Annotated in this window: 21 protein-coding genes; 13 read left to right on the plus strand and 8 right to left on the minus strand. The window is 42.7% G+C overall.

What is annotated here, in order from left to right; all coding sequences use genetic code 11:
- Nucleotides 1-21: 21 nt before the first annotated feature.
- From ABTP35_RS09775 to ABTP35_RS09795, 5 genes are all read right to left on the minus strand, one after another.
- On the minus strand, nucleotides 22-456 hold the full coding sequence (locus ABTP35_RS09775) for a nitrous oxide reductase accessory protein NosL (RefSeq protein ID WP_293296698.1): 435 nt from the start codon (nucleotides 454-456) through the stop codon (nucleotides 22-24).
- 10 nt (nucleotides 457-466) lie between these two features.
- The gene (locus ABTP35_RS09780; protein ID WP_293296696.1) at nucleotides 467-1,078 is read right to left on the minus strand and encodes a hypothetical protein; all 612 of its coding nucleotides are present in this window, start codon (nucleotides 1,076-1,078) and stop codon (nucleotides 467-469) included.
- Between the two features lie 122 nt (nucleotides 1,079-1,200).
- Nucleotides 1,201-3,153 (minus strand): Sec-dependent nitrous-oxide reductase, encoded by a 1,953-nt coding sequence (gene nosZ, locus ABTP35_RS09785; protein WP_252078963.1) that lies wholly within the window; start codon nucleotides 3,151-3,153, stop codon nucleotides 1,201-1,203.
- A 32-nt stretch (nucleotides 3,154-3,185) separates the two neighbouring features.
- Entirely contained in the window at nucleotides 3,186-3,767 is a 582-nt protein-coding gene (locus ABTP35_RS09790; RefSeq protein ID WP_293296693.1) for a fasciclin domain-containing protein, read from the minus strand.
- Nucleotides 3,768-3,773: 6 nt separating this feature from the next.
- A complete protein-coding gene (locus ABTP35_RS09795) occupies nucleotides 3,774-4,283 on the minus strand; it encodes a cytochrome c (RefSeq protein ID WP_252078965.1) in 510 nt (169 codons plus the stop codon).
- 219 nt (nucleotides 4,284-4,502) lie between these two features.
- Here ABTP35_RS09795 and ABTP35_RS09800 point away from each other — a divergent pair, with 219 nt between their 5' ends.
- From ABTP35_RS09800 to ABTP35_RS09835, 8 genes are all read left to right on the plus strand, one after another.
- The gene (locus tag ABTP35_RS09800) at nucleotides 4,503-5,447 is read left to right on the plus strand and encodes an AraC family transcriptional regulator (RefSeq protein ID WP_293296691.1); all 945 of its coding nucleotides are present in this window, start codon (nucleotides 4,503-4,505) and stop codon (nucleotides 5,445-5,447) included.
- A 91-nt stretch (nucleotides 5,448-5,538) separates the two neighbouring features.
- Nucleotides 5,539-5,940: a DUF5367 family protein gene (locus tag ABTP35_RS09805; RefSeq protein ID WP_293296689.1), complete on the plus strand. Its 402-nt coding sequence runs from the start codon at nucleotides 5,539-5,541 to the stop codon at nucleotides 5,938-5,940.
- Between the two features lie 12 nt (nucleotides 5,941-5,952).
- Complete coding sequence (locus ABTP35_RS09810) at nucleotides 5,953-6,468, plus strand: DUF1772 domain-containing protein (RefSeq protein ID WP_293296687.1); 516 nt, start codon at nucleotides 5,953-5,955, stop codon at nucleotides 6,466-6,468.
- Nucleotides 6,469-6,470: 2 nt separating this feature from the next.
- A complete protein-coding gene (locus tag ABTP35_RS09815) occupies nucleotides 6,471-7,313 on the plus strand; it encodes an NAD(P)H-binding protein (RefSeq protein WP_293296685.1) in 843 nt (280 codons plus the stop codon).
- A 186-nt stretch (nucleotides 7,314-7,499) separates the two neighbouring features.
- A complete protein-coding gene (locus ABTP35_RS09820; protein ID WP_293296684.1) occupies nucleotides 7,500-7,784 on the plus strand; it encodes a hypothetical protein in 285 nt (94 codons plus the stop codon).
- Nucleotides 7,785-8,452: 668 nt separating this feature from the next.
- A complete protein-coding gene (locus tag ABTP35_RS09825) occupies nucleotides 8,453-9,937 on the plus strand; it encodes an amidohydrolase family protein (RefSeq protein WP_293296682.1) in 1,485 nt (494 codons plus the stop codon).
- A 180-nt stretch (nucleotides 9,938-10,117) separates the two neighbouring features.
- Nucleotides 10,118-11,062: a hypothetical protein gene (locus ABTP35_RS09830; RefSeq protein ID WP_293296680.1), complete on the plus strand. Its 945-nt coding sequence runs from the start codon at nucleotides 10,118-10,120 to the stop codon at nucleotides 11,060-11,062.
- Nucleotides 11,063-11,097: 35 nt separating this feature from the next.
- On the plus strand, nucleotides 11,098-11,550 hold the full coding sequence (locus tag ABTP35_RS09835; RefSeq protein WP_293296679.1) for a GNAT family N-acetyltransferase: 453 nt from the start codon (nucleotides 11,098-11,100) through the stop codon (nucleotides 11,548-11,550).
- A gap of 7 nt (nucleotides 11,551-11,557) precedes the next feature.
- Here ABTP35_RS09835 and ABTP35_RS09840 read toward each other — a convergent pair whose 3' ends face one another.
- Entirely contained in the window at nucleotides 11,558-12,658 is a 1,101-nt protein-coding gene (locus tag ABTP35_RS09840) for an adenylate/guanylate cyclase domain-containing protein (RefSeq protein ID WP_293296677.1), read from the minus strand.
- 239 nt (nucleotides 12,659-12,897) lie between these two features.
- On the opposite strand from ABTP35_RS09840, the gene ABTP35_RS09845 reads away from it, so the two are divergent.
- On the plus strand, nucleotides 12,898-14,829 hold the full coding sequence (locus ABTP35_RS09845; protein WP_293299078.1) for an acetate--CoA ligase: 1,932 nt from the start codon (nucleotides 12,898-12,900) through the stop codon (nucleotides 14,827-14,829).
- Between the two features lie 9 nt (nucleotides 14,830-14,838).
- Here ABTP35_RS09845 and ABTP35_RS09850 read toward each other — a convergent pair whose 3' ends face one another.
- On the minus strand, nucleotides 14,839-18,246 hold the full coding sequence (locus ABTP35_RS09850) for a PA14 domain-containing protein (protein ID WP_293296675.1): 3,408 nt from the start codon (nucleotides 18,244-18,246) through the stop codon (nucleotides 14,839-14,841).
- 339 nt (nucleotides 18,247-18,585) lie between these two features.
- Here ABTP35_RS09850 and rimP point away from each other — a divergent pair, with 339 nt between their 5' ends.
- Genes rimP through infB form a run of 3 tightly spaced genes read left to right on the plus strand, consistent with a single transcriptional unit; the run spans nucleotide 18,586 to nucleotide 23,085 of the window.
- Nucleotides 18,586-19,047, plus strand: coding sequence for a ribosome assembly cofactor RimP (rimP, locus tag ABTP35_RS09855; RefSeq protein ID WP_375334187.1), 462 nt, complete (start codon nucleotides 18,586-18,588; stop codon nucleotides 19,045-19,047).
- Nucleotides 19,048-19,059: 12 nt separating this feature from the next.
- Nucleotides 19,060-20,292 (plus strand): transcription termination factor NusA, encoded by a 1,233-nt coding sequence (nusA, locus tag ABTP35_RS09860; RefSeq protein ID WP_224835464.1) that lies wholly within the window; start codon nucleotides 19,060-19,062, stop codon nucleotides 20,290-20,292.
- Nucleotides 20,293-20,334: 42 nt separating this feature from the next.
- On the plus strand, nucleotides 20,335-23,085 hold the full coding sequence (gene infB, locus ABTP35_RS09865; protein WP_293296671.1) for a translation initiation factor IF-2: 2,751 nt from the start codon (nucleotides 20,335-20,337) through the stop codon (nucleotides 23,083-23,085).
- Nucleotides 23,086-23,134: 49 nt separating this feature from the next.
- On the opposite strand, the gene ABTP35_RS09870 is transcribed toward infB, so the two are convergent.
- On the minus strand, nucleotides 23,135-23,509 hold the full coding sequence (locus ABTP35_RS09870; protein ID WP_293296669.1) for an SPOR domain-containing protein: 375 nt from the start codon (nucleotides 23,507-23,509) through the stop codon (nucleotides 23,135-23,137).
- A 235-nt stretch (nucleotides 23,510-23,744) separates the two neighbouring features.
- Between ABTP35_RS09870 and ABTP35_RS09875 the strand changes: the two genes are divergently transcribed.
- Entirely contained in the window at nucleotides 23,745-25,100 is a 1,356-nt protein-coding gene (locus ABTP35_RS09875) for a c-type cytochrome (RefSeq protein ID WP_293296667.1), read from the plus strand.
- Nucleotides 25,101-25,114 lie beyond the last annotated feature (14 nt).

Here is a 25,114-nt window from a genome sequence, read left to right on the forward strand (position 1 = left end):
TACATGGGTTTGTGATTTTTGTTAGTCTTGGTATTGTTTTTTTAATTCGTTCCAGTTAAGTAGTTCCCCACCATTGGCGTCCAAGGTGTTCTTGGCCGCTTGTTCTTCGGAAAATGCACTTAAAAATGCACCCATGGGGCTGGGAATATTTTCGCTGATCAAATATGTAGCTTTAGTGGCATCTGTAAGTTCCCCGGGTCGATCAAAATCATTGGCCAGGAAAAGGGCGACTTCATTTTCATCGAACTCCTTTAATTGGTTCATCATACATTCCACGGCATCAAAATTGTACACCTTTCCTTTTTTGGTTACCATTTGTGCGGCATGTTGCTTGTCCACGATCGTCATGCTGCAATAGTCGCAGCCCACATGGCCATAATCAATTGGTTTAGGTCCGATGGAACAACCGTACATACAGCCTAGTAGTACTAAAAATATGGAAATAGAAGGTTTCATACTCAAGGTTTTATTGTGTTTTAGTGTTTTTCCAACCTAGATAGCCCGCTGTTAGGGTTAGCATCATTCCTACGAACATGAGCCAGGCGCCGGTAGATGGCAAAGAGGTTACATCAAAATTCAACATTTTTACATGTCCCAACAATGGGGGCTTATAGGTCATTGGGGTTCCATCAGGGTTGGTCAACTTCATAATGGCATTAGGATCTAAGTTGGTGCCGTAATCGACCAACCATTCGTTAAAATCGTACATACCCAATATTCCGAGGACGGACATCAAAATAAACCAGCCAAAAAACCATTGGTAGCTTACTTTTTGGAGATAGCCAAGAATACCGATTAGAACTCCAAAGGCGACCATAAACCCTATGATCATAGGGAATGTGCCGAACTCCCACATATCCTCAGGCTTGGGCAATGTGTGCATACCTATATAATGGTTGAGACCATCTATGTTCTGGATGTCGAATTCGTTGACACCTCGTAGTCCACTAATATGGATGTTCAATCCAAGTGGGTCTGGATATTGTGGAGCTCCCAACATAATGTTCCATAAAGGGAAGATGTACAGCCCCAATAAGAACAATGGGCCAAGGATCATTAAAATACTTGCCTTTTTCATTTTATAAGATTTATAGGTTACAAACTGATTGTGGCTTTTTGGAGGTGGTTGATGTTCAATTTGTAAAAAAGCGGGCAGGTCTAGGACACGGCCCGCTTTGATCGTTGGTGGTTCAATCCGAATTATTCACCAAGAGACCATTTTAACTCTATATTGGAATTGGCAGGGGAAACCCTAACATACCCTTGCATTTCTTGGTGCAATGCGGAACAGAAATCTGTGCAATAGAACGGCCATACACCGACCTGCTTGGGTTCCCAGACCGATGTTTTGGTCTGGCCGGGCATGATCAGTAACTCTGAGGTATTCTGACCCAAGATGGTAAATCCGTGCGGTACATCGAAATCCTGCTCATGATTGGTAATGTGGAAATATACTTTATCACCTACTTTGATACCCTCTATATTGTCCGGTGTAAAGTGGCTACGGATCATGGACATGTAAACATGTACCTCATTGCCGTCACGTACAACTTTTGAGCCGTCTGCCGTGGTTACCGCATAAGGGTGCTTGTTCTCGTCCAAGCGATATATTTTTTTGGACTTGGGGGCCAAAAGTTCAGCTGGGCACCCTGCTGCGTAATGGGGTTCTCCGTGTGTTGGAAAATCGTAGATCAATTCCATTTTGTCCCCGGAAATATCGTACAACTGTGCTGAGTGTTCCATTTCTGGGCCGGTGGGCAAGTAGCGATCTTTGGTGATCTTGTTCATGGCCACTACATATTTGCCAAAGGGTTTTCTGGAGTTGCCTCCAGGAATCATAAGGTGCCCTACAGAGTAGTAAGTAGGTTTTCTATCTATTACTTCCCAAGTTCCCAGCTTCCATTTTACCACCTCGGAAGAAATAAAGAAGGTGGTATAAGCGTTGCCTTTGCCATCGAATTCGGTATGCAATGGGCCAAGGCCTCCGCTCTTTACTTGTCCGGCCATAATATCCTCGAATTTAAGGATTGGAATACCATAGGCTTCGCCGTCGAATTTTTCACCCTCGATTGCGGCCAGCATTTTGTCGAATGAATGAACGGTTAAATCTGCGGATAGTTTCCCATTTCCAATAATATACTCACCGGTTGGGTCAACATCGCATCCATGAGGCGATTTTGGTGTTGGCAAAAAGTAAACGGCTCCTGGAACTTTGGTAGGATCTACGGTAAGCACTTCTTTTTTCATGGTAGTGGTCCCGGTATGTGTCTCCTCCTCGTACACGTTATGTGCATAATTGGCCGGTATTTTGGTGCCGCCGCCATTGTTTACATATTCTTCAATTTTCTTCCAGTTAATGGCTGCAATAAAATCTTTGTCGTTTTGGGAGGCATTCACCTCTAAAAGGGAGTTGGCCTCTTCTGTGTTGTAAGTGGTAAAGAAGAACCATCCATGGGATTTACCTCTACCCGGATGAGAAAGATCATAATTGAAACCAGGCATCAATAGTTGGAATTTAATGTCCATCTCGCCGGTTTCTGGAGCAACACTGATAAACGTCAGGGCACCTTTAAAGTTTCCTTTATATTCATTTATGGGCATGTCGCGCTGGGGTACGGGAACTGCAAAACGTGTACCGGCAACAACGTACTCGGTATTTTCTGTGATAAAGGAAGAACTGTGGTTCCCTGCACTGTTGGGCACTTCAATAATTTCCTCCGTTTCAAAAGTGCTCAGACTGATACGGGCTATACGTGGGGTGTTGTTGCCATTGATAAATATCCAGCGACCGTCCAATTCGCCATTGGTCTGGGAAATATCTGGGTGGTGGGCATCGTCCCAAGGAACAAACCCGTGAGATGTATTTAGCATGGGCTTCGTCTCTTCCGAGTATCCATACCCTGAGGTGGGAAATTGGGAGAATACTGGAATCTCCTTGAACATCCTGCCCGAAGGCAACCCGTATACGGTAAGATTTCCGCTATATCCTCCGGAGAGGAAGGCATAGTACTCGTCCTGCTCGCCAGGAGCAACATATACTTTTTCGGCAGCGCTCGATGAGAGGGCACCATTGGAACTCTGATTTTGCTGACCACATGAGATCAACATAAGCGCCGATCCAAGGGTGATGGTTAAATAACGATATATTTTCATTGTGTTAGGGTTTATTTTTTGGATTTATTGAGCTATTGACTTGGAGGCAGGATTACTTTGTCCACCACATGGACAATTCCGTTTCCTGCCGGTACGCTACCAATTATTTTAGCGCCACCGATAAAAACATCGTCCCCTTTTACCTCCACAGCTACATTTTGATTGTTCGCCTGCCCAAGTTTTTTAAACTTTTTTAGAAAATCCTTGGAGTAGTTGCCAGGGGTAACGTGATACTTCAAAATATTGGCCAGTGCATCTTTGTTTTCAGGTTTTAGTAAATCTTCTACGGTACCTTCGGGCAATGCATCGAAGGCGGCATTGGTTGGAGCAAATACCATTAAAGGTCCTGCATTTACCAATGCATTTTCCAAACTTGCGGCCTGTACCGCGGCCACTAAAGTGGTGTGGTCTTCCGAGCCTATTGCAATTTGAAGTACATTGGGCGTTGATCCATCATCTTCGATAAAAGCTTGTCCCTTGTTACTTTCCACAACAGTCGTGGATTCTTCTGGCTCTGCTGCCGTCGTAGTGTTTTGGGACTTTTCCTTACATCCCATACTGAGTGCCAGTAGTAAGGAGAATCCCAGGGTAGTGAGTTTAATGGTTGATTTCATATAGCTTTAATTTAAAGTTCTAAAGTACTCTAGGATGGCCCTTGCCTGTTCTTCCGTTAATCCTTGGTTGGACATAGGAGAACCGTTGAATTCTTGTAAAAGGTCACGGGCCAATGGGTCTTTCTGGACCATTTCCTGAGGGTTCAAGATCATGTTCATTACCCATTCCGGGGTTCTTCTTTCCAATATTCCGTTGGGTGCCGGACCAATGAATTTTTTGCCGATCCTGTGGCATGCCAGGCACATTTGGTCATAAACTTCCTTTCCTTTGGTAGCCATCGCTTGGTCAATATCTGCAGGTAACTCCACGGAAGTTACAGGACCAACGCCCTTGGTGCTCATATCTACCCTTTCGGAAGCTTTTACGGTGTTGGTGGTAGTTTCAACTGGTTGCTCCGTAGTTGTTTTTTTTCTCTGGACGCTAAATCCTTCTTCTTTTTGTTCTTTTTCCTTGCCGCCACAGCCAACAACCGCTAGGGCAAAGAATAGGGCCATTCCTTTCAGTAAATTATTCATGTATAGGTTTTTTAAAATTTTGTCTCAAAAGTAAATAGGCAATTCAATTCAAAACATGATTTTAATCATAAAAAGGATATTAATGTCCTTTAATCTTTTATTAATTATTAATTAATGTTTAGGATGTATGGGTGTTTTTTAATTTAGATTGCTAATTATCATAAAATGAGATTTGTATGTTTTTTTTAGATGAAATAGGTAATCCATATCAATTGATTTTTGGAACCAAAAATAGAAACCCATAATAAGGTGAGCGGGTGTCGAAAAGATTGGAGCAGGTTGCTTATCTTTAAGGGATTTTTCACCCGAATGACCCGAGATTTTATAGACATCAACGATTTTACCATTTTGGTCGAAGAGGCAACGAGTGATACCTTGATTGTGGACACTTGCCACTTTGATGAGCCAGTGGTCTCGGTCGCTTTTTATGGCTCCGGAAATGTAGATCTTAATGTAAAGTATGGGGAGAGAACCAAGACATACAGCCATACCAAAGGGCTTGCATTATCCTTTTATGCTGATTCCAATGTTGAATTTGAGCATACGGTTTCCGCACAAAGACCATTAAAGTGTATTTTAATTGCGACCGCTTTGCGCAACCTTGAGAATTTGCCCAATGAAGAAGGGGAAATCTTTACTTCGCTTTTAAACGAACTCGTGAATCCATCCGATCATTATGTGGAAGGCCCCCGCTTTTTTATGACGCCGGAGATGGATCGTATTGTGGAATCCGTTTTCGATATGAAGTACCATGGAAAAACCAAAATGATGTTTTTTAGGAGCCAAATGACGGTTTTGTTGTCTCATTTTTTTGGGCAACTGGCCAGTCTGCAAACCGAAAAGATAAATACTACGGAACGTGAAAAGCTGTATAGGGCCAAAGAAATTTTAATCAACAATTTGGACAGTCCGCCATCACTTTCCGAGATTTCACGACAAATTGGCCTGAACAGTTACAACCTTAAAAAGAATTTTAAAGAACTTTTTGGTGTGCCGGTTTTTAAGTACCTGCAAAACGAGCGTCTAAAAACTGCCCATAAGTTGATCAGTAACCATGAGGCCACTGTGCAGGAGGCGGCATGGCATGTTGGGTACGATAGCTTAAGTTCTTTTTCCAATGCCTTTGAGAAAAAGTTCGGTTACCGCCCTAGTCAGATCAAGTAAACTCCATTTGCAACAAATTATACTCCTTTTGGAATAAATAAAGGATAAGAGGTGCATGTAGTTTTGTCCTGTAATCAATAAAAACAGGATAATGAAAACTATAAAAGCATTGGTTTTGGGATTTTTGGTCTGGATTTTTGGCGTAGTCGCTTTTGGCTCCATTTATCAGCTTCCAATTCTCAGAGATCGCTATTTACAGGCCAACATTGGGCTTGCCTTATTGGTGCCTCCGCTGATTTGGATGGCGGCAAAGCTTTATTATGGGAAAAACGGCACCATGCATGGGTTAAAACTTGGAGTACTCATGTTGATCACCAGTACGATAATGGATGCTTTGGTAACGGTGCCGATTATGATTGTTCCCTATGGGGGAAGTTATGCCAGTTTCTTTGGCTCTTTGGATTTTTGGTTGATAGCCTTTGAGTTTGTGGCCATTGCTACACTTTATTGGTGGTTTAATGTACGTCCAACACATACTGGATCTAGCTGCTAACACGGGACAATTATGGAATTTTCAGTGAACACCATTACAACGATCAGCACTATCTTGCTAACCGGTCTGTCTGCAGGCCTGTGTTTTACTTGGACCAATGCCATAACACCGGGAATCGGTCGCTTGGATGACCTCGGTTACTTACAATCTTTTCAAGAAATGAACAGGGCCATTATAAACCCAATATTTCTGATTGTGTTTTTTGGGCCGTTTTTTTTGCACATCATCAATGTTTATCTCAATAGAAATCAACCTAGCGCTATTTTCTGGATGGTTTTTACCGCTGGCATATTGTACATCGCCGGTGTGATCGTAATAACCATTTTTGGAAATATTCCCCTAAATGAACTATTGGAAAACGCTGAACTCGAAATGTTATCACCAGATAGTTTAAAACAATTGCGGAACAACTTCGAGAACAAATGGAACCTGCTGCACTTGATCAGGACCATTACGGCCATACTATCTTTTGTATTGCTGATCATAACGCTTTTTCAAAATCAAATTAATTCAAATACAACAATATAATTATGAAAAAAGACAATTATTTAATCCTTGGTGGAACAGGGAAAACAGGTAGAAAAGTTGTTGATAGTTTACGATTGCTCAACCAAAATGTTAAAGTGGGTTCAAGGTCGTCCATCCCTTCTTTTGATTGGAATAGAGCCGATACATGGGAAAACGCACTTGTTGGGGTCGATAAAATGTACATCACCTATCAACCTGATCTTGCAGTGCCCGGGGCTTTGCAGTCTATTAAGGAATTGGTAAGACTTGCCAAGAAAAATAATGTAAAGAAAGTGGTTTTGTTATCCGGTAAAGGCGAACGGGAAGCAGAGCTTTGTGAGCAAGCAGTTATAAGTTCCGGGATGGATTATACGATTGTTCGGGCAAGTTGGTTCAATCAAAATTTTAGTGAAAGTTTCTTTTTGGAACCGATCCAGCAAGGTGTGGTTGCTTTGCCTCAAGCCAATGTGCAAGTGCCTTATGTGGACACTGGGGATATTGCCGATGTTGTGGTAGAGGCTTTATTGCATGAAGAGCACAATGGTAATATTTATCAATTGACGGGTCCCACAACCTTATCGTTCAAAGAAGCTATTCAAGAAATTGCCAAGGCCACAGAGAGGAACATAAGCTTTGTTCCCATTTCCATTGAGACTTATGTGGCGGCCATGAAAGAACAGGGTATTCCTGCGGATTTTGTTTGGTTGGTAGAGTACTTGTTTACCGAAGTATTGGGCAATCCCATGGTCTCGGAAATTACCAACGATATCCAAAAAGTGCTCAAACGTAAACCCAAAAGTTTTTCGGAGTATGTGATCGAAACAGCCAAAACAGGAGTATGGTCGGGTGTAAAAGAGCCCATATAGAAATCAAAGGCCCATTTTATGGATTTGATTTGTGTTTAGGGATGTTTCAAAAGTAATTTTATCCTTTCTTTTGAGACTTATGTTTAACATGGTAACGAGGTGAAATAGAAATTGCTTTGGATTGCGAACCATCTAAACCAATGGACACCAGAAATACAGTTTGTTAATCGGCTTTTAAAAAAGAAAATGACACAAGAGGAACGAAACCAATTGATAAAGACCAGTTGGGAACTACATAGTCGGGTCGAAACGGCCTATTTGAACCATCCGGCCAGCAAAATGGATACAGATTGGCTGGAAAAGCAGCGATTGTTGTTGGCGGACATGGCGCTTCATTTGTTACAGACCGCTATGTCCCCCGAATCCATAAAGTTAGATAGGTTACGGGATAACATCCATTCCATTTTAACCATTTCCGATCAGTTTTTGCCCGAAGTGGGCCTAAAACGGATGACAGAGGAACTTTATTGAGAATTTTAGAGCCTAACTATCTATAAAAACTATCCATACTCCAAAAAAAAGAGAAATGCCAATTTATAAATTACTGCCGTTGGTTTTTAAGTTGCTTGCCTTTGTAGTACGGGGGTAAATGGCAGTACGTATAGGTAGCTTGGCCGAGGTTTATCTAACCGAGGGTTTTAACGGAAATATACTCTATTCTAAAGACGAATCCATTGTGTTTACCAAAAACCAATGAGTTTCTTGCGATCTTGAGTAACAACCGCTATGGGGAGACCTATGGATCATTCTAAAACGATCTATATAAGCTCATAGAGCAAACAAATCGCCAGAGTGCGGAGTAACTATTTCAGTTGGGGTCCGAACCGGTAACCCATCTAGATTTTAAATCAGCTAAATACTTGTATTTTAGCAGTGTGCATCTGTTGTTATATATCCATGGAGAGGAGCAATAGTGGAATCATCAATCAAATCAACGAACATGGAACACATACCAACAATTTTTTTATCGACTTTTTATATTTTTCTCGTTTTATCTTGTCGGCAAGAAAGGAAATCAAACCTTGCATTACTTAGCGACCAAATTCCAATAGATATCCCACTGGTCTTTGGAGAGGCAAAATAAATTTAACTAAGGCAGCTTATAATACTCAACACACAAGTTTCAATAACACATCACGATGAACAAAATAATAGGATTATTGCTCTTTACCCTCACTTTGATTTCATGTAAAACCAGCGAGGTCGAAATTATAGTGGATAATGGATTGTTGCTTAAAAATGCACAGATCATATCACCAGAAGATCAAACCATATCCTCTAATGATTTTATTGTTACGGCAGGAGACAGTATCGTGTATGTAGGAGAGAAAAAGCCCAAGGTAAAAGGGGCGTTTACCGCTATTGATGCAAAAGGAAAATATATAATTCCTGGACTGATCGATAGCCATGTGCATGTAACCGGGACCGATGCACTATCCTACGACGAGGAACTGCAACACCCCGAACTAGTAAAATTGTTTAGGGAACAACTTCCAAAAAGCTATTTATATTTTGGATATACCACCTTGATCGATTTGGGGACCGCCAAACCCGACAGATTGGTCGATTTTCAAAAAATGGAAGTAAGGCCAGATCTATATTATGCAGGGGGAGGCGCTGTAATCGGAAACGGCTATGGACTGTCCAATTGGGAAGATGAGGTTCCCAATTTTGTTTATCAGGAGAACGAGGCCTATCCCTTTCCGGATAGTTATGTAAAAGAAAACCATACCCCAGAGGCCGTGGCGAAAAGAATAGCTGAATCCGGTGCAATTGTTTTAAAAACCTATTACGAGCCAGGGTTTGATCCTGCACAGCCGCGTTTTCCCACACCTTCCCAAAAATTGATGTCTAATTTGAAAAAGGAAGCGCACAAAAACAACTTGGTTTTGGCGGTTCATGGAAATTCGTTGGAGGCCCACGGATTTTTGGCAGAAGCAGAAGTAGATGTTATGGCCCATGGATTGTGGAACTGGGGCAACCATAGGTTGGATTCCACTATGGTGCTTCCTATGGAGATAAAAGAGGTACTGGATGCGGAAATTAAAAGTAAGATAGGGTATATGCCAACCCTACAAGTGATCAATGGACTTCGGGAACTAACCAATGCCGAATATCTGGACAATACGGAGTTGGAACATGTGCTGCCCAAGCCGTTGCTCGATTACTACAAGGCAAATTCCAATATAATGTATGCCAATGTATTTGGTAATGCCCCAAAACATATTATCGCAACCAATTTTAACCGTATCTCTGAACAAGGCAAGCTCAGCATGAAATATATGAATGACAATGGCGGAAAGTTGCTGTTCGGCACAGATACACCATCCTCACCCACCTATGGAAATCCTCCGGGGTATAATGGATATTTGGAAATGTTGGAAATGGCAAATGCAGGAATTCCCTTGAACAAAATTTTGGCTATGGCGACCATAGAAAATGCAAAAGCATTCCACCTTCAAAAAAGATACGGTACGGTAGAAGTGGGTAAAAAAGCCAATCTTCTTATTCTTAACAAGAATCCATTACGGGATATCACGGCTTATAATGATATTGAACAAGTAATTATTAATGGGCAATCCTTAAATAGAATGGACTTATCGGCGAAATATGTAGATGAGTAACCATAGAGGATATGATAATTGGAAACAATGGTATTTTTGTCAAAATAAAAATATGGGCCAAGGTAGAACCTTTTCACATGGATGCCATTGTGGAACATACCGCCGGCCAAATCATGTCCATGGAATTTGATGAAAAAAGATTAATAAAACACTTAAGGAGACATCATAATTAAAAAACAAATGAATAGAGAATATTTGCTACTATCCATAATAGGATTCAATTTAATGTTCTTTGGCTTTGGCCAAACCAACGTCAATAAATTGTATTTAGATCAAGAGCAGCCCCAAGCTAGTCCTAAATTATTTGCTCCCTCAATCGTGAACACGGACAGCATTGAAATCAATACAGTATTTAACCCGTCATTCACGGAACTGTTTTTTACAAGAATAATCGATAAGAAATTTGTCATCCACCATGCTGAATTCATTGAGGGTAAATGGAGTGAACCGAAACCCCTACAAATGTTTAAAGAGCAAGATAAAGAATCCGTTGCCATAGACCCTTCCATTAGTCAAGATGGAAACACCATGTATTTTCTTGGTATAAGTCCAGAAGATAACTCCAAAAAATCCAAACCTGATATCTACAAAAGCCAGAAAATAGATGGCAATTGGCAAGTGGCCACAAAAGTTGGCCACCCCATATCCACTCAGGAATATACAGAATCGTACCCGGTTGTGGTCGCCGATGGCAGCTTGTATTTTACATCCAACAGACCTGGTGGACTGGGGAAGGGAGATATCTATCGTGCTCAATATTTAGGAAATGGAAAGTTTGATACACCAGTGAATATTGGTCCAGAAGTCAACTCTAAAAAAGGAGAAAGAAGCACTTATGTCTCTCCGGATGAAAGTTTTCTGATCACTGCAAATACGTACACTGATGAAAAAGGATTTGCGGTCTCGTTCAAGAAAAATGGCAAATGGCAGAGACCTGTTCCTTTTGAGCTTGGTGAGAATATAGATGAAAATTGGGTGTACTATTGCCCTTATATGTCACCGGATAACAACTATTTTTTCTTCTCAAAAAGATATAGTTCCCCACCAAACAGTGGTTGGAACGGGGTTACAAAAGGAGAAGTATACTGGGTGAATTCCGATGAAATTTTTAAAAAAGATAATTGAAAAGGAGTTGATAAAAATTAGGACGGGTAATAATTATGAAATTCAGAAAAGCAACCATCAAGGACGTTCCGACCATTGTTCAAATGATTGCCGATGATGCTTTGGGCAGTAAACGGGAAAAGTATATAATCCCATTGCCCAAAGCCTATTATGATGCTTTTGAACGAATCGATTCGGACTCCAACCAAGAACTTACTGTGGTTGAAAACGAAGTTGGAGAGGTGATTGGAGTTTTCCAAATGACGTTCATTCCTTATCTGACTTATCAAGGTGGTATTCGAGCCCAAATTGAAGGTGTACGTGTGCACAAGGAGCATCGTGGTATGGGAATAGGTAAAAGTGTATTCGAATGGGCCATAAATAGGGCAAAGGAACGTAACGCGCATCTATTGCAGTTGACCACGGATAAAAAACGGCCAGATGCCATTCGGTTTTACGAATCACTAGGGTTTAAAGCCAGCCATGAAGGTATGAAAATGCATTTTTGAACCCGACTTATACCTTATTTTTAGGAGTATAAAGCTCCATAGGTTCATGCCTTCCTTCGAGTTCCATATTGCCCAACGGAACAAATTCTATATCACTAAACTTCCAAAGCGATACCAATTTTTCCGAAACAATGATCTCCTGCTCCATGGGCTTGCATAATTTTTGAATGCGAGCGGTAACATTGAGAACATCACCGGTATAGAAAATCTCTTTTTTTAGAGCACCGATCTCCCCTGTGGTAACCTTGCCCATATGCAACCCGGCCCTAAAAGAGGGAACAACGCCATATGTCTCTTCAAAATAGATTGATTTTTGTTGTAGACTCTTCTTCATGGTGTAAAAGCATAACAAACAGTTTTGGTTTTCAATGCCCTTCTGCAATTCCCAAGTAATTACAATTTCATCCCCAATATATTGATAGACCTCGCCCGTGTGTTCGATAATCGCATTGGACAGTTGATCATAATAATCCCTTAAAAATTTAAAATATAGCTTGTGTCCCAGTTGTTCAGCGAAAGAGGTGGAAGACTTCATGTCCAAAAACATAAAAATCCGGGATTCCTCCTTTGGAGTATGGTATTTTCCGGTTATGAGATTGATCATAAAGGTATGGCCCAGATATTCATTGATGTCCGAATACAGTAAGGACAAGAATATACTGAACGATAAAGAAGTAAATGTGCTCAAAAATGTAATGCTAGCTACGTATTTGGAAAACTTTTGCCAAACCTCGGTGTCCAAAATGGATGTGCCAAGTTCAATGCTGGCCGCCAAGGGAAAGGTAACTAGGTTGATAATAAGTATAAACAATAAGTAAAATCCCATTTTATAAAGGATTTTCTTCCAAAACGATTTGTTCTTGAATCGTTTGTCCAACCAAAGTACCTCTACTGCTCCCATTGCGGTTCCCATTAAAAAAACGGCGAGGGAGGCAAAAATCAGAATGTCCCAAGATAGCGTAATGTCCGTTTCCGGTCGTTGATTTTGGTACTCGGTTGCCATGGATTCGATCAGGAGGATGAACCAACTCAATATCAACCAAATTGCCCCAAAGGGAAAAATTCGTTTAAAAAAATAACGCTGCTTGGGGTTTAAGAGTGGTTTCATATGGTAAAGGTATATGGAAATAGCATATGTATGGACCATTTGATTGCTATAAACCTTAAGATTTACCATCAAAAAATTATAGGTATATCAATTTAGCGATATTTATTGGTGCTCCAGTACTATAAATTACTACTTTAGGAGAATATGCTCTCAAGGATTTCATTATCAGTTTGTTGAAATTGTATGTGTAATGAGTTCCATGTTGCGCATGCACATAAAAAAACTATTCAAACAATACTATAATGGAGAAGATCATGTACGATCGGGAATTTAATAGGTCTATTAAAGACCCCGAGAATTTCTGGATGGAACAAGCAGCAAATATCAGTTGGTTCCAAAAACCGCAAAGGGCATTGACCAAAGATGAAAATGGATTTTATCGTTGGTACAAGGGAGGAAAACTCAATACCTCATATTTGGCATTGGATGCCCATATAGAAAACGGTAGGGGTGAGGAAATTGCACTTATTTACGATTCTCCCGTTACGCAAACGATGGAGAAAATTACCTATTTAGATCTAAGGGACAGGGTAAGCCGTTTGGCAGGCGGAATGAAGCGGCTCGGTGTTGAAAAAGGCGATACCGTGATCATTTATATGCCGATGATACCACAGGCAGTGATTTCCATGTTGGCCTGTGCCCGCTTGGGTGCCATCCATTCGGTAGTATTTGGTGGTTTTGCCCCCCACGAACTTGCTATTCGCATCGATGATGCCAAACCTAAATTGATCATTACGGCAACCTCCGGTATAGAAGTGGATCGAATAATACCCTATAAACCTATGGTGGACGAAGCTATAGGTTTGGCAGCGCATAAGCCAGAGCACGTAATTGTCTACAACAGACGTTTGGGAGCAGCGCGTCCGGATGGAGAAAACGATATAGACTACTCCACTTTAATGAAGATTGCCGACCCGGTTCGGTGTACCGAGGTAGATGCCACAGACCCCTTGTACATATTGTACACCTCCGGAACTACGGGGAAACCAAAAGGAATCATTCGGGATAATGGAGGACATGCCGTAGCCATGTACTATAGTATGAAAAATGTGTACGGTATTAATCCCCGCGAAGTATTCTGGGCCGCCAGCGATGTGGGTTGGGTAGTGGGGCACAGCTATATTGTATACGCCTCCTTGATATATGGTTGCACAACGGTTCTTTTTGAAGGGAAGCCGGTCCGTACTCCGGATGCCTCAACTTTTTGGCGTGTGGTCAGTGACCATAATGTAAAGGTGATGTTTACCGCCCCAACAGCAATTCGAGCAATCAAGAAGGAAGATCCCCAAGGCTCATTTATAGATCAATTCGATATGAGCGGCCTTCGGTATTTGTTCCTGGCAGGTGAACGATGCGATGTTTCCACCTTAAAATGGGCAGAAGGGAAACTTAAAGTACCAGTAATCGATCATTGGTGGCAAACAGAATCAGGTTGGCCCATTGTGGCCAACATGATGGGCTTTAAAGAACATTTCAAAGTAAAACCGGGGTCTGCCACGAAACCGGTATGTGGTTATGATGTACAGATTTTGCGTGCAGATGGTACGGCAGCCGATAAAGGAGAAGAAGGCTATGTTGCGATAAAACTACCTCTGCCCCCAGGAACTTTGCCCAATTTATGGGGAGATACCAACAGATTTGTAAAAGGGTATCTTGACAAGTTCGATGGCTACTATTTTTCAGGGGATGGGGGATATTTGGATGAAGATGGATATGTTTTTATAACTGGGAGGGTAGACGATATTATCAATGTGGCAGGTCACCGATTGTCCACTGCAGAAATGGAAGAGGTGGTAGCCAAGCATCCGGATGTTGCCGAATGTTGTGTTGTGGGAATTGAGGATGATTTAAAAGGGCAGATTCCCTTGGCCATAACCGTGCTTAAAGCAGGTGCGGACATCGAAAGTTTTCAGTTGCAGGCCGAAGTCGTGGCCGATGTAAGAAAGGAGATTGGTCCGGTGGCGTCTTTAAAAAAGGTGTTGGTGGCCGAACGATTGCCCAAAACCCGATCGGGCAAAATTTTGCGCAAAGTGATACGCGCCATTGCAGATGGAAAACCATATTCAACACCTTCCACCATTGATGATCCCGTTATTTTACAGGAAATCCATAATCTATTTGAAGAGCAAATGGTAGGTTCATTTGGGCAAAAGACGAAACAGTCGAGCTAGATATTATTTTCAGTTTTTGTTGACTCTGAAGGTTACACCTCTGTTGGTTATCACTCTTCCCGTTTTCACGGTCAAGAGGGCTTCATCAGAAATGATCGGGGTACAGCTTCCACTGCTGTTCGAAACAAGTACACGGTAAATAAATCCGTTGGAGTTCACATCCGGAGTGTTCAAAATAAGATTGGCGGTTTGCGTTCCGGTGTATTCGGAGCCATCGATTATGGTGCTAAAATTACTGCCCCCATCCGTGCTCACTTCCCACTGATAGGTGTCCGCGTTTGTTGTTGCCACGGTAAAACTTCCACTATTGCCCACTACTACCGTTTGATCTGTTGGTTGTGTGGTAATGGTGAACGGCGTTACCGTTATGGTTTGTTGCACATCAATACTGTTCCCGGCATCATCGGTTACCCTATAGGTGCGGGTAATGGTTTCGGGGTTGGTACCTCCATCACTAACGTCACTTATAAAGGTCACTGTCGGATTTGAGGCACAATTATCGGCCTCATCGGAAATAACCGTAATATCCGCTGCAGGAATATCATCGCTACAATAAACAGAGATAGGTGATGGTGCACTGGCAGTTGGGGCAATTGTATCTACCGTAATTGTAGTGGTAGCCGCAATATTTGGATATGGAGGGTCGCCTGCCATACCGCCATATTCCACCAAATACCCTTTAGGTTGATAACTTCCGCTGGATGCCCCTGTGTTGGAAAGGTCGTTCCAGGAACCATCCAGTCCAACTCCCGGAGCAGTGATATGGGCATAATCCTCATCTCCAGATTGATTGGGTTCCCCTGTATTCCAAAATTCATACCCAAAGGCTGTTCCTCCAGAGGTTCCTCTCCAAAAGAGAGTTCCAGCTTCCGGTCCGGTTACCCAATACCAATCACCTTCGGTGGCGGCATCGCTGGCACCTATCCAACCAGCACCGGGGGCTTGAGCACCCAATAGATCGGATTCGTCCTGCACCGTAATAGTGGCCAAGTAACCTTGTAAACCATAAAATGTCCGTAAGGCAGCGGCATCCCTAGCTGCTGTCCAAGTAATGCCCAAAGAGGGAACATATTCGTAGTAGTGGCCTGTAGACTCCAAATAATTGGCCTCGTTCAATACTATGGAAAAAGTCCGGGTATCTCCAGAACTTACCGCGGCCGTAGTCTGGAATTCAACGGCCGAAATCGCTGCTTCAAATTCGGCCAAGGTAGCAGGTCCGTTCAACAATAATCTTCCTTCGGAAGTATCCCAGCTTGCAGTGATGTTGGGGTGTGTGCCGGTAAGGTTCAAGACATCGCCCGAAACATCGTAATTGGAGGTTATTTGAATATAAACAGCATCCACTGTACTGCTATCGGGATCTGTAATACTAATCGATTCCACTACTGGTATGGCATTTCCCGGGCAATATAATTGGTCTCCGGTTGCGGTTATGCTCGGTGGGTCGTCTGCGTCCACGGTGTCATCCCTAAAATCCAGATCGCCGCCGGATCCAAGGTCTCCATCGGAATCCGGTAATATCAAGGAACCTCCAATGGCATTCGTAGGGTCGTCAATATCCCCTCCGGGGTCACCATAGCCTGTTGTGGTATCCACGGTATTATCTAGTCCGTCATTATCGTTATCCGACCCTGATAGTGTTAGGGATGCTTCTGTCGTGTCACCTGTGCCATCATTGTCGCTATCGGTATCCAAAAAATCGGGAGTACCGTCACCATCCGTATCAATTGCGGACAAGCCACTGCTTTCATAGGCGTCGTCGAGACCATTGTTGTCGGTATCATTGCCCGACGGTGCCGTATACCCTGTCGATGTTTGGGCCTCCACATTATCGGGAATGCCATCGCCATCACTATCCAGGTCTTGATAGTTAGGAATGCCATCACCGTCGGTATCTACTGTGGTGCAGTCTACCGTACCGGGGTAACTGGCACCATGGACCCTTGCGCCAATCTGATAGGCCATGACCCTAAACGATTGGAAATTATTGGTGCTGACATTAAATGTGATCTCTGTAATTGAACCCGATGGTATTCCATTGGCACTTGCCAACCAGCTTCCATTATCGTATTGTATTTGCATATCGGAGGTGGATACTACCGGGTCGGCACTTAAGAATACACTTACCGTGGTGCCGATGGGGATCACTTGTGAAAATTGAAATGAAATGATCGATTGCCCCGGATATGTGGTCGTAGAGTTATAGGCATACGTGGTGCTTGGGTTTCCTTCGGCATTGGAAGCATCACTGAAGTTTTGAATATTTGTTGCGGTCTGTACAAAATTTCCCGTAGCTCCACCACATTCATCCACATCCAGGACGCCATCATTGTCATCATCCACATCGCTGGCATCGTCAATGCCATCACCATCTAAGTCGGCACTGCCTACACTGCAAGTGGAGTACAATTTGGAAAATGGAATGTTCTGTTTGGAAATAGAGGGGCCTTGGTAGGCAACCGATAGGTTTTCCCCTCCGCCATTTTCAAAGAAAAGTACCTGGATATCGTGCAAACCGGTTGTTAGTGTAATGTTCCCCGATCGTTCTTGAGAACTATGCGCCCCATCGTTATTGACCACCTGGGTCCCATTTATATATAATTTGGAGCCATCGTCCGATGTGGTATAAAAAGTATACGAGCCAGGAGTGTCTATTTGAATAAAACCGGTATACCTAATACTAAAGTTGTCTCTATCACCCGGGTCTTCTTGGTTTTGCAGATTATCCACATTAAAACTGGTGTACGTGCCGGATCCAATATATCCAGTCGTTGGGATATTGTCAACAGTACTTCCGGAAGGTGAACTATCGTAGAACTCAAAATCCACTTCACCATTACATATTCCGGATACACCTTCAACCATTACATTATCTATAAAATACTGTTCGTTGTTGTTATTGTTGTCCATCCGTACTCTAATTTCAAGAGTTGAGTTTCCTGAAGTTGGTATGTTTACCGTATACGATGAATCCAAAGGGTCGGAGGCGGATCCAGATGCATTGACAAATTGCTGCCATGTCCCACCATCTAGGCGGTATTCTCCTATAAAATAATCACTCCCGTTTTCCATTTGTGACTGATTGTTTACCCAAGTGTCCAAACTAAAGCTGATAAAGCCGTAGCCTGATATGTCAATTGGGCTAACCGCCCAAGTACCTTCTGATCCCACGTTTCTTCCTCTTAGAGCATTGCTTCTTACGGACAAATTATTGCCGCGGTCAGTTGTCCAGTTGGAAGATGAGGGACCTGTTGCCGTTCCACTTTGGGTATTGTTGGAGTAGCTATCAAAGTTTTCGCTCCAAATAGTGGTTTGTGAAAACGAAAAAAAAGTGCCTAAAAGGAAAAATGCCAGTATTAGCATCCATCCAGTCGGGAAATGGTTCATTTTCTTTTTGGAGACTGAGGTTGTGCCCATGTAGATTTTAGATATGGTACAAAATTATAAGCAAATGGCGCGGTGCAAAATAATTGTTGTGAAAGACGGCAAAAGGAGGGTTAACCCTGTAAATATGTGGACAATGTTGAAAATTGATTGGACTTGCAAAAAGCCAACGGACAGTGAAAAACGGAAATTGGACACCATTTTAATAGACTTTCTTTCGGTAATTGGTTGAAAAATAGATGGACTAACCCCTATTTTTGTTTGTGGCGAGGTTGCACAAGCGATATAAATTGTTGTATATTTGCAAAACTGAACGGATATAAAAGTATTCATGAGGGGACCTTGAGTCCCCTCTTTTATTACTCATTTCTTATGTTGAAGGATAAAGTGAAATCATTATTGAACCAAGCGTTGGAAGAGCATCAGTCCTTGTTTTTGGTCGATTTTACCGTAGGGGGCGATAATGGGATCAAGATTGTTTTGGATGGGGATAATGGAGTTAGCCTGCAGGATTGTATGAACGTGAGCAGGGCCATTGAGCACAACCTAGATTGCGAAGAGGAGGATTTTTCTCTGGAAGTTACATCTGCGGGCGCTACGTCGCCTTTAAGATTGCCGCGTCAGTACAATAAAAATGTTGGAAGAAAATTACAGGTCAAGACCAACTCCGAGGAATTGGAAGGTACGCTGGTCGAAACCTCGACAAATAGCATTACCCTAGAGTGGAAGGCCCGCGAGCCAAAACCAGTGGGTAAAGGAAAAGTTACGGTGCAGAAAACGCAGGAAATTGCCTTTTCTGACATTAAAGAAGCAAAAGTTAAATTAAAATTTTAATTGTAGTAGAATATGGAAAACCTAGCGCTCATCGAATCCTTTTCGGAGTTTAAGGACGATAAGTTTATTGACAGGGTGACCCTTATGGCGATTTTGGAAGAAGTCTTCCGAAGTGCGCTCAAGAAAAAATTTGGTTCTGACGACAATTTTGATATCATTATCAACCCCGATAAAGGTGATTTGGAAATTTGGAGAAACCGAATCGTGGTCGAAGATGGCGAGGTAGAGGAGCCAAATGAAGAAATTTCCTTGTCCGAGGCCAGGAAAATAGAGCCGGATTTTGAGGTGGGTGAAGATGTTTCCGAAGAAGTGAAATTGATCGATTTGGGTAGGCGAGCGATATTGGCATTGCGCCAAAACCTGATTTCTAAGATCCATGAGCACGATAATACCACTATCTACAAGCAATTTAAAGACTTGGAGGGTGAGATTTATACGGCAGAGGTGCATCATATTAGGCACCGTGCCGTAATTTTGTTGGATGACGAAGGCAACGAGATCATTCTTCCAAAAGAAAAACAAATCCCGGCCGATTTTTTCCGTAAAGGAGATAACGTACGAGGTATTATTGAAAGCGTGGAACTTAAAGGAAACAAGCCGGCGATCATAATGTCCAGAACTTCCCCGAAATTCTTGGAGCAATTGTTCTTTCAGGAAATTCCTGAAGTTTTCGATGGTTTGATCTCCATTAAAAAAGCCGTTCGTATTCCAGGCGAAAAAGCAAAGGTCGCTGTGGACTCCTACGATGATAGGATCGACCCCGTTGGGGCTTGTGTAGGTATGAAAGGTTCAAGAATCCATGGAATTGTCCGTGAATTGGGCAATGAGAACATCGATGTAATCAACTGGACCAATAATCCCCAACTAATGGTTACCCGGGCACTAAGTCCTGCCAGAGTATCATCCGTTAAGTTGAACGAGGAGAAGAAAACAGCTCAAGTTTATCTAAAGCCAGAAGAAGTGTCCAAGGCTATTGGTAGAGGAGGTCATAATATTAGATTGGCCGGTCAATTAACTGGTTATGAGATAGATGTGTTTAGGGAGGGTGTAGAGGAAGATGTGGAGCTTACAGAGTTCTCCGATGAAATAGAAGGCTGGGTAATAGAGGAGTTCAAGAAAATAGGATTGGACACTGCACGCAGCGTTTTGGAGCAAGACGTAAAAGATTTGGCGAAACGAACAGATCTTGAAGAAGAAACAATCCAAGAGGTAGTTCGTATCCTCAAGGAAGAATTTGAAGATTAGGCTTATATTAGCAGCGAAAAATTAGGGCAAGTAAAATAATTTATGGCAGAAAATCCAACAATACGACTTAATAAAGTTCTTAGAGAATTGAACATTTCACTGGATAGAGCGGTCGACTATCTCAACTCGGAAGGGCATGAGGTAGAGGCACGTCCAACCACCAAGATTTCCAATGAAGTGTATCAAGTTCTGTTGGATGAATTCCAAACGGATAAGAGCAAAAAGGTTGCTTCCAAGGAAGTTGGTGAAGAAAAAAGAAAGGAGAAGGAAGCTATCCGAATGCGAATGGAGAAAGAGCAGGAGGAGCGCAGATTGGCCAAAGAAAAGAAAGAAGCCGAGCAGCAGGTCGTGAAGGCCAAGGCCGAATTATCCGGTCCAAAGACTGTGGGTAAAATTGATTTGGACAAAAAACCCGAACAACCTAAAAAGGAGGAGCCCAAGAAAGAGGAAGCTCCAAAACCCGAACCGGAAAAGGTTCAGGAAAAAGCTCCTGAAAAAGCTCCTGAAAAAGAAACGCCAAAAGTCGAGGCTCCAGCTCCCGTAAAAGAAAAGCCAGAAGAGAAAACAAAGCAAAAGGTCGAGGTAAAAGAGGAAGAAAAGCAGTCTACGGAAGAGGTAGGCACAGGAACCATAAAGACCAATTATCAAAAACTCTCCGGACCAAAAATAACCGGGGACAAAATAGACTTATCGCAATTTAAAAAGCCTGCGAAAAAGAAAAAAGAAGATACCCAAAAGTCAAAAACTGGCGGAGGATCTTCCGATGGGGCAGAGCGTAAAAAGCGAAGAAGGAGAATAGTTAAGAATGGCCCACAAGCTGGTGGAGGTCGTAATAACAGAGGAGGCGCGGGCAGAAAAGGACAGCGGTCCAATGCACCCAAGGTAGAGCCTACCGAAGAAGAAGTACAAAAACAAGTACGTGAGACCCTCGAAAAACTACAGGGTAAATCCAACAAAGGTCGAGGAGCAAAATATAGAAGGGAGAAAAGAGATCAGCACCGTCAGCAAACGGAAAAAGATCTTGAACAACAGGAATTGGAAAGCAAGATTTTAAAGGTGACCGAATTTGTTACCGTGAACGAACTTGCCACGATGATGAATGTATCCACTACCCAGATAATTTCAGCGTGTATGTCTTTGGGCATCATGGTAACCATGAATCAGCGATTGGATGCTGAAACACTTTCCATTGTAGCAGACGAATTTGGTTATGAGGTCGAGTTTGTAACGGCCGAGATTGAGGAAACCATCGATGAGGTGGAGGATGCTCCAGAAGACTTGAAACCAAGGGCGCCCATTGTAACTGTAATGGGGCACGTAGACCACGGTAAAACATCGCTTCTGGATTACATTCGTGAAGAAAATGTAATCGCAGGGGAAAGTGGAGGAATTACGCAGCATATTGGAGCCTACGGTGTATCGCTGGAAGATGGTCAAAGAATTGCTTTCTTGGATACTCCGGGTCACGAAGCGTTTACCGCAATGAGGGCTCGTGGAGCACAGGTAACCGACATTGCCATTATCGTAATTGCAGCGGATGACGATATCATGCCGCAAACGAAAGAAGCAATCAGCCATGCCCAAGCGGCCGGGGTGCCTATAGTATTCGCGATCAACAAAGTGGATAAGCCTACGGCAAATCCTGATAAGATAAAAGAAGGATTGGCGCAAATGAACCTTTTGGTCGAAGATTGGGGGGGTAAAGTGCAATCGCACGATATTTCCGCAAAAACGGGTCAAGGAGTTCAAGAACTTTTGGAAAAAGTTTTGCTTGAGGCCGAGTTATTGGAATTGAAAGCAAATCCAGAACGTTTGGCAACGGGAACCGTGGTAGAAGCATTTTTGGACAAAGGCCGGGGTTATGTGGCGACCATTTTGGTCCAGACCGGTACATTGAACATTGGTGATTATGTATTGGCGGGAACCTGTAGTGGTAAAGTTAAGGCCATGCAAGATGAAAGAGGACATAATATTACAAGTGCCGGACCCTCCACGCCAATATCTATTTTGGGATTGGACGGAGCGCCGCAGGCAGGTGATAAGTTCCATGTGTTGGAAGATGAGCGGGAAGCCAAGCAAATTGCGGCAAAACGTTCCCAATTACAACGCGAACAATCCGTAAGAACACAACGTCACATTACGTTGGACGAAATTGGACGTAGAATTGCGTTGGGCGACTTCCAGGAGCTGAATATTATCCTAAAAGGTGATGTAGATGGTTCTGTAGAAGCTTTAACGGATTCCTTCCAAAAATTGTCCACAGATGAGATACAAGTCAACATCATACATAAAGGCGTAGGAGCGATAACAGAATCCGATGTATTGTTGGCCAGTGCCTCCGATGCGATTATAATCGGATTTAACGTAAGGCCGATGGGCAACGCTCGAACCATTGCCGATAAAGAGGAGATCGATATCAGGACCTACTCCATTATTTATGACGCCATCAACGATCTTAAAGATGCGATGGAAGGCATGTTGTCTCCAGAGATGAAAGAAGAAATCACCGGTAATGCCGAGATTAGGGAGACTTTCAAGATTTCGAAAGTGGGTACCATTGCTGGATGTATGGTGACCAGTGGTAAAATCTTTAGAAACTCCAATATTAGGCTGATCAGGGATGGTGTAGTAATCTATACCGGGGAGCTCGCCTCGTTGAAGCGATTCAAGGATGATGTAAAAGAAGTTTCCAAAGGATACGACTGCGGACTACAGATCAAGAATTACAACGATATTAGGGAAGGGGATATAGTAGAGGCCTTCCAAGAAGTGGCAGTGAAGAAAAAGCTGTAACGAGTATAATTCTAATTAAAAAAACCCGCTCATCGAGCGGGTTTTTTAGTTATTTGGAAGTGCTTTCTTCAGGTTTCAGGAGCATGGCGTCCGGATATTTTTTTCGTACTTCAAGATATTTTCTCTCGGCCTCCAATTTGGTCTTAAATTTTCCTAGCCTTACACGGTAGGTGGGAGATTCAAACTCTATTTTGGAATACCAGTCAGGGAAATCTACCTCGACTTGGTTCAATAGGTCTTGAGCCTTTTCAAAACTCCCAAAGCCCACTTGTATTTGATAAAAACCACTGTTTGCATTTACCTTAGCATACAGTTGAACCAATTGATCGATTTTCGGGTCTTGTTGAATGGTCACTTGGGCTTGCTGTGCCGAAAGCTGAGTGGCAAAGCCTATAATTAGTGCTGTGAATAGCGTGGTTTTCATAGTGTTTCAGTATTGTGATTATAACGCTTTTTGCAAAAGTAAATTATTATAGGTTAAACAAGTTGAAGCAAAGTTATTTAGAATCTTTATAAATTATGAGTTATAAATACCTTAACATTTCAAAAAATGCTTGTATGTCTTACTTTTGTGACCACTCTTGGTAGGGTGAAAAGCTATTGTTCTCAAACTCAATAGAAAGAATCGTGCCAAGGATTTCGATAGAAATTTCACGAATATGAAAAAGGTTTTATACCGCCATCTATTTTCAAAAGTTTTAGGTTTAACTTTCCTATTGTTCTCCACATCTTTTTATGCTCAAGAAGAGGCTGATGCCGCTGCTGAACAAACAGTGGAAGCTGTCGGAGGAGACCCGGTAAAGGGGAAACAACTGTTTAATCAGAACTGTGCCGCCTGTCACGCATTGGAGCGTAAAATGACGGGGCCTGCACTGGCCAATGTAGAAACAAGGTTGGCTGAGGATGAAGGTTTGGACAAGGAATGGATCTATCAATGGATCAAGAATAGTCCTGCCATGATTTCCGCTGGAGATGCTTATGCTGTAAAAATATACGCAGAGTACAATCAAGCGGCAATGACCCCGTTCCCGACGTTGTCTAATCAGGATATCGATGATATTTTGGCGTATACTGCCGCTCCGCCGCCCGCGCCTGCAGCTGCTACAGCTGCCGCCGCCACTGGAGGTGATGCTGGTGAGTCAACTTCCGGTATTTCCAACGAAATGATACTTGGCGCATTGGTGTTGGTGTTCGGTCTGTTGGTCATGATGTTGATCTTGGTGAACAAGACCTTGCGCAGAATAGCCGAAGCAAATGGTGTTGTGATTGCGCAGGAGAAAGAAAAGCGCTTGCCAATTTGGAAAGCATTTGTTCAAAATCAGTTCTTGGTGCTGGTAAGTGTAGTGTTCTTGCTTTTGGCAAGTGCATACTTTGCTTACGGTTGGATGATGCAGGTAGGTATCGATCAGGGATATGCCCCGGTTCAGCCAATCCATTATTCGCACAAAATTCACGCTGGAGATAATAAGATTGAGTGTAAGTATTGTCACTCTTCCGCAAGGACTTCCAAGCATTCCGGGATTCCTTCCCTTAATGTTTGTATGAACTGTCACAAATCTATCTACGAATACACCGGTAATCCAGAAGGTCCTTCAGCTGAAGATTTGGCCAATGGATATACCAATGAATTTTATACGGGCGAAATCAAGAAATTGTACAAAGCGGTCGGTTGGGACGAGGAAAACCAAAGCTATACTGGTGAAACACAGCCAGTGGAGTGGGTTAGAATCCATAACCTGCCAGATTTCGCATACTTTAATCACTCCCAGCACGTATCCGTTGCAGGAATTGAGTGTCAGACATGTCACGGTCCAGTAGAGGAAATGGAAGTTATGTATCAGCATGCTCCATTAACTATGGGTTGGTGTATCAATTGTCACAGGGAGACCAATGTGAAGGTTGAAGGTAATGAGTACTATGAGGCAATTCATGAAGAATTGTCCAAAAAGTATGGTGTTGAGGAATTGACTGCTGCCATGATGGGCGGTTTGGAGTGTGGTAAGTGTCACTATTAAGAATTAAAAGAAGA

This window comes from Flagellimonas alginilytica (assembly GCF_042134605.1).
In the GTDB taxonomy this organism is placed as follows: Bacteria; Bacteroidota; Bacteroidia; order Flavobacteriales; family Flavobacteriaceae; genus Flagellimonas; species Flagellimonas alginolytica.

Bases quoted from the DNA above. Each gene is read 5' to 3' on its own strand.
- ABTP35_RS09775 (WP_293296698.1), bottom strand. From the start codon at position 456: ATGAAACCTTCTATTTCCATATTTTTAGTACTACTAGGCTGTATGTAC.
- ABTP35_RS09780 (WP_293296696.1), bottom strand. From the start codon at position 1,078: ATGAAAAAGGCAAGTATTTTAATGATCCTTGGCCCATTGTTCTTATTG.
- nosZ (WP_252078963.1), bottom strand. From the start codon at position 3,153: ATGAAAATATATCGTTATTTAACCATCACCCTTGGATCGGCGCTTATG.
- ABTP35_RS09790 (WP_293296693.1), bottom strand. From the start codon at position 3,767: ATGAAATCAACCATTAAACTCACTACCCTGGGATTCTCCTTACTACTG.
- ABTP35_RS09795 (WP_252078965.1), bottom strand. From the start codon at position 4,283: ATGAATAATTTACTGAAAGGAATGGCCCTATTCTTTGCCCTAGCGGTT.
- ABTP35_RS09805 (WP_293296689.1), top strand. From the start codon at position 5,539: ATGAAAACTATAAAAGCATTGGTTTTGGGATTTTTGGTCTGGATTTTT.
- ABTP35_RS09810 (WP_293296687.1), top strand. From the start codon at position 5,953: ATGGAATTTTCAGTGAACACCATTACAACGATCAGCACTATCTTGCTA.
- ABTP35_RS09815 (WP_293296685.1), top strand. From the start codon at position 6,471: ATGAAAAAAGACAATTATTTAATCCTTGGTGGAACAGGGAAAACAGGT.
- ABTP35_RS09820 (WP_293296684.1), top strand. From the start codon at position 7,500: ATGACACAAGAGGAACGAAACCAATTGATAAAGACCAGTTGGGAACTA.
- ABTP35_RS09825 (WP_293296682.1), top strand. From the start codon at position 8,453: ATGAACAAAATAATAGGATTATTGCTCTTTACCCTCACTTTGATTTCA.
- ABTP35_RS09830 (WP_293296680.1), top strand. From the start codon at position 10,118: ATGAATAGAGAATATTTGCTACTATCCATAATAGGATTCAATTTAATG.
- ABTP35_RS09835 (WP_293296679.1), top strand. From the start codon at position 11,098: ATGAAATTCAGAAAAGCAACCATCAAGGACGTTCCGACCATTGTTCAA.
- ABTP35_RS09840 (WP_293296677.1), bottom strand. From the start codon at position 12,658: ATGAAACCACTCTTAAACCCCAAGCAGCGTTATTTTTTTAAACGAATT.
- ABTP35_RS09850 (WP_293296675.1), bottom strand. From the start codon at position 18,246: ATGGGCACAACCTCAGTCTCCAAAAAGAAAATGAACCATTTCCCGACT.
- rimP (WP_375334187.1), top strand. From the start codon at position 18,586: ATGTTGAAGGATAAAGTGAAATCATTATTGAACCAAGCGTTGGAAGAG.
- nusA (WP_224835464.1), top strand. From the start codon at position 19,060: ATGGAAAACCTAGCGCTCATCGAATCCTTTTCGGAGTTTAAGGACGAT.
- infB (WP_293296671.1), top strand. From the start codon at position 20,335: ATGGCAGAAAATCCAACAATACGACTTAATAAAGTTCTTAGAGAATTG.
- ABTP35_RS09870 (WP_293296669.1), bottom strand. From the start codon at position 23,509: ATGAAAACCACGCTATTCACAGCACTAATTATAGGCTTTGCCACTCAG.
- ABTP35_RS09875 (WP_293296667.1), top strand. From the start codon at position 23,745: ATGAAAAAGGTTTTATACCGCCATCTATTTTCAAAAGTTTTAGGTTTA.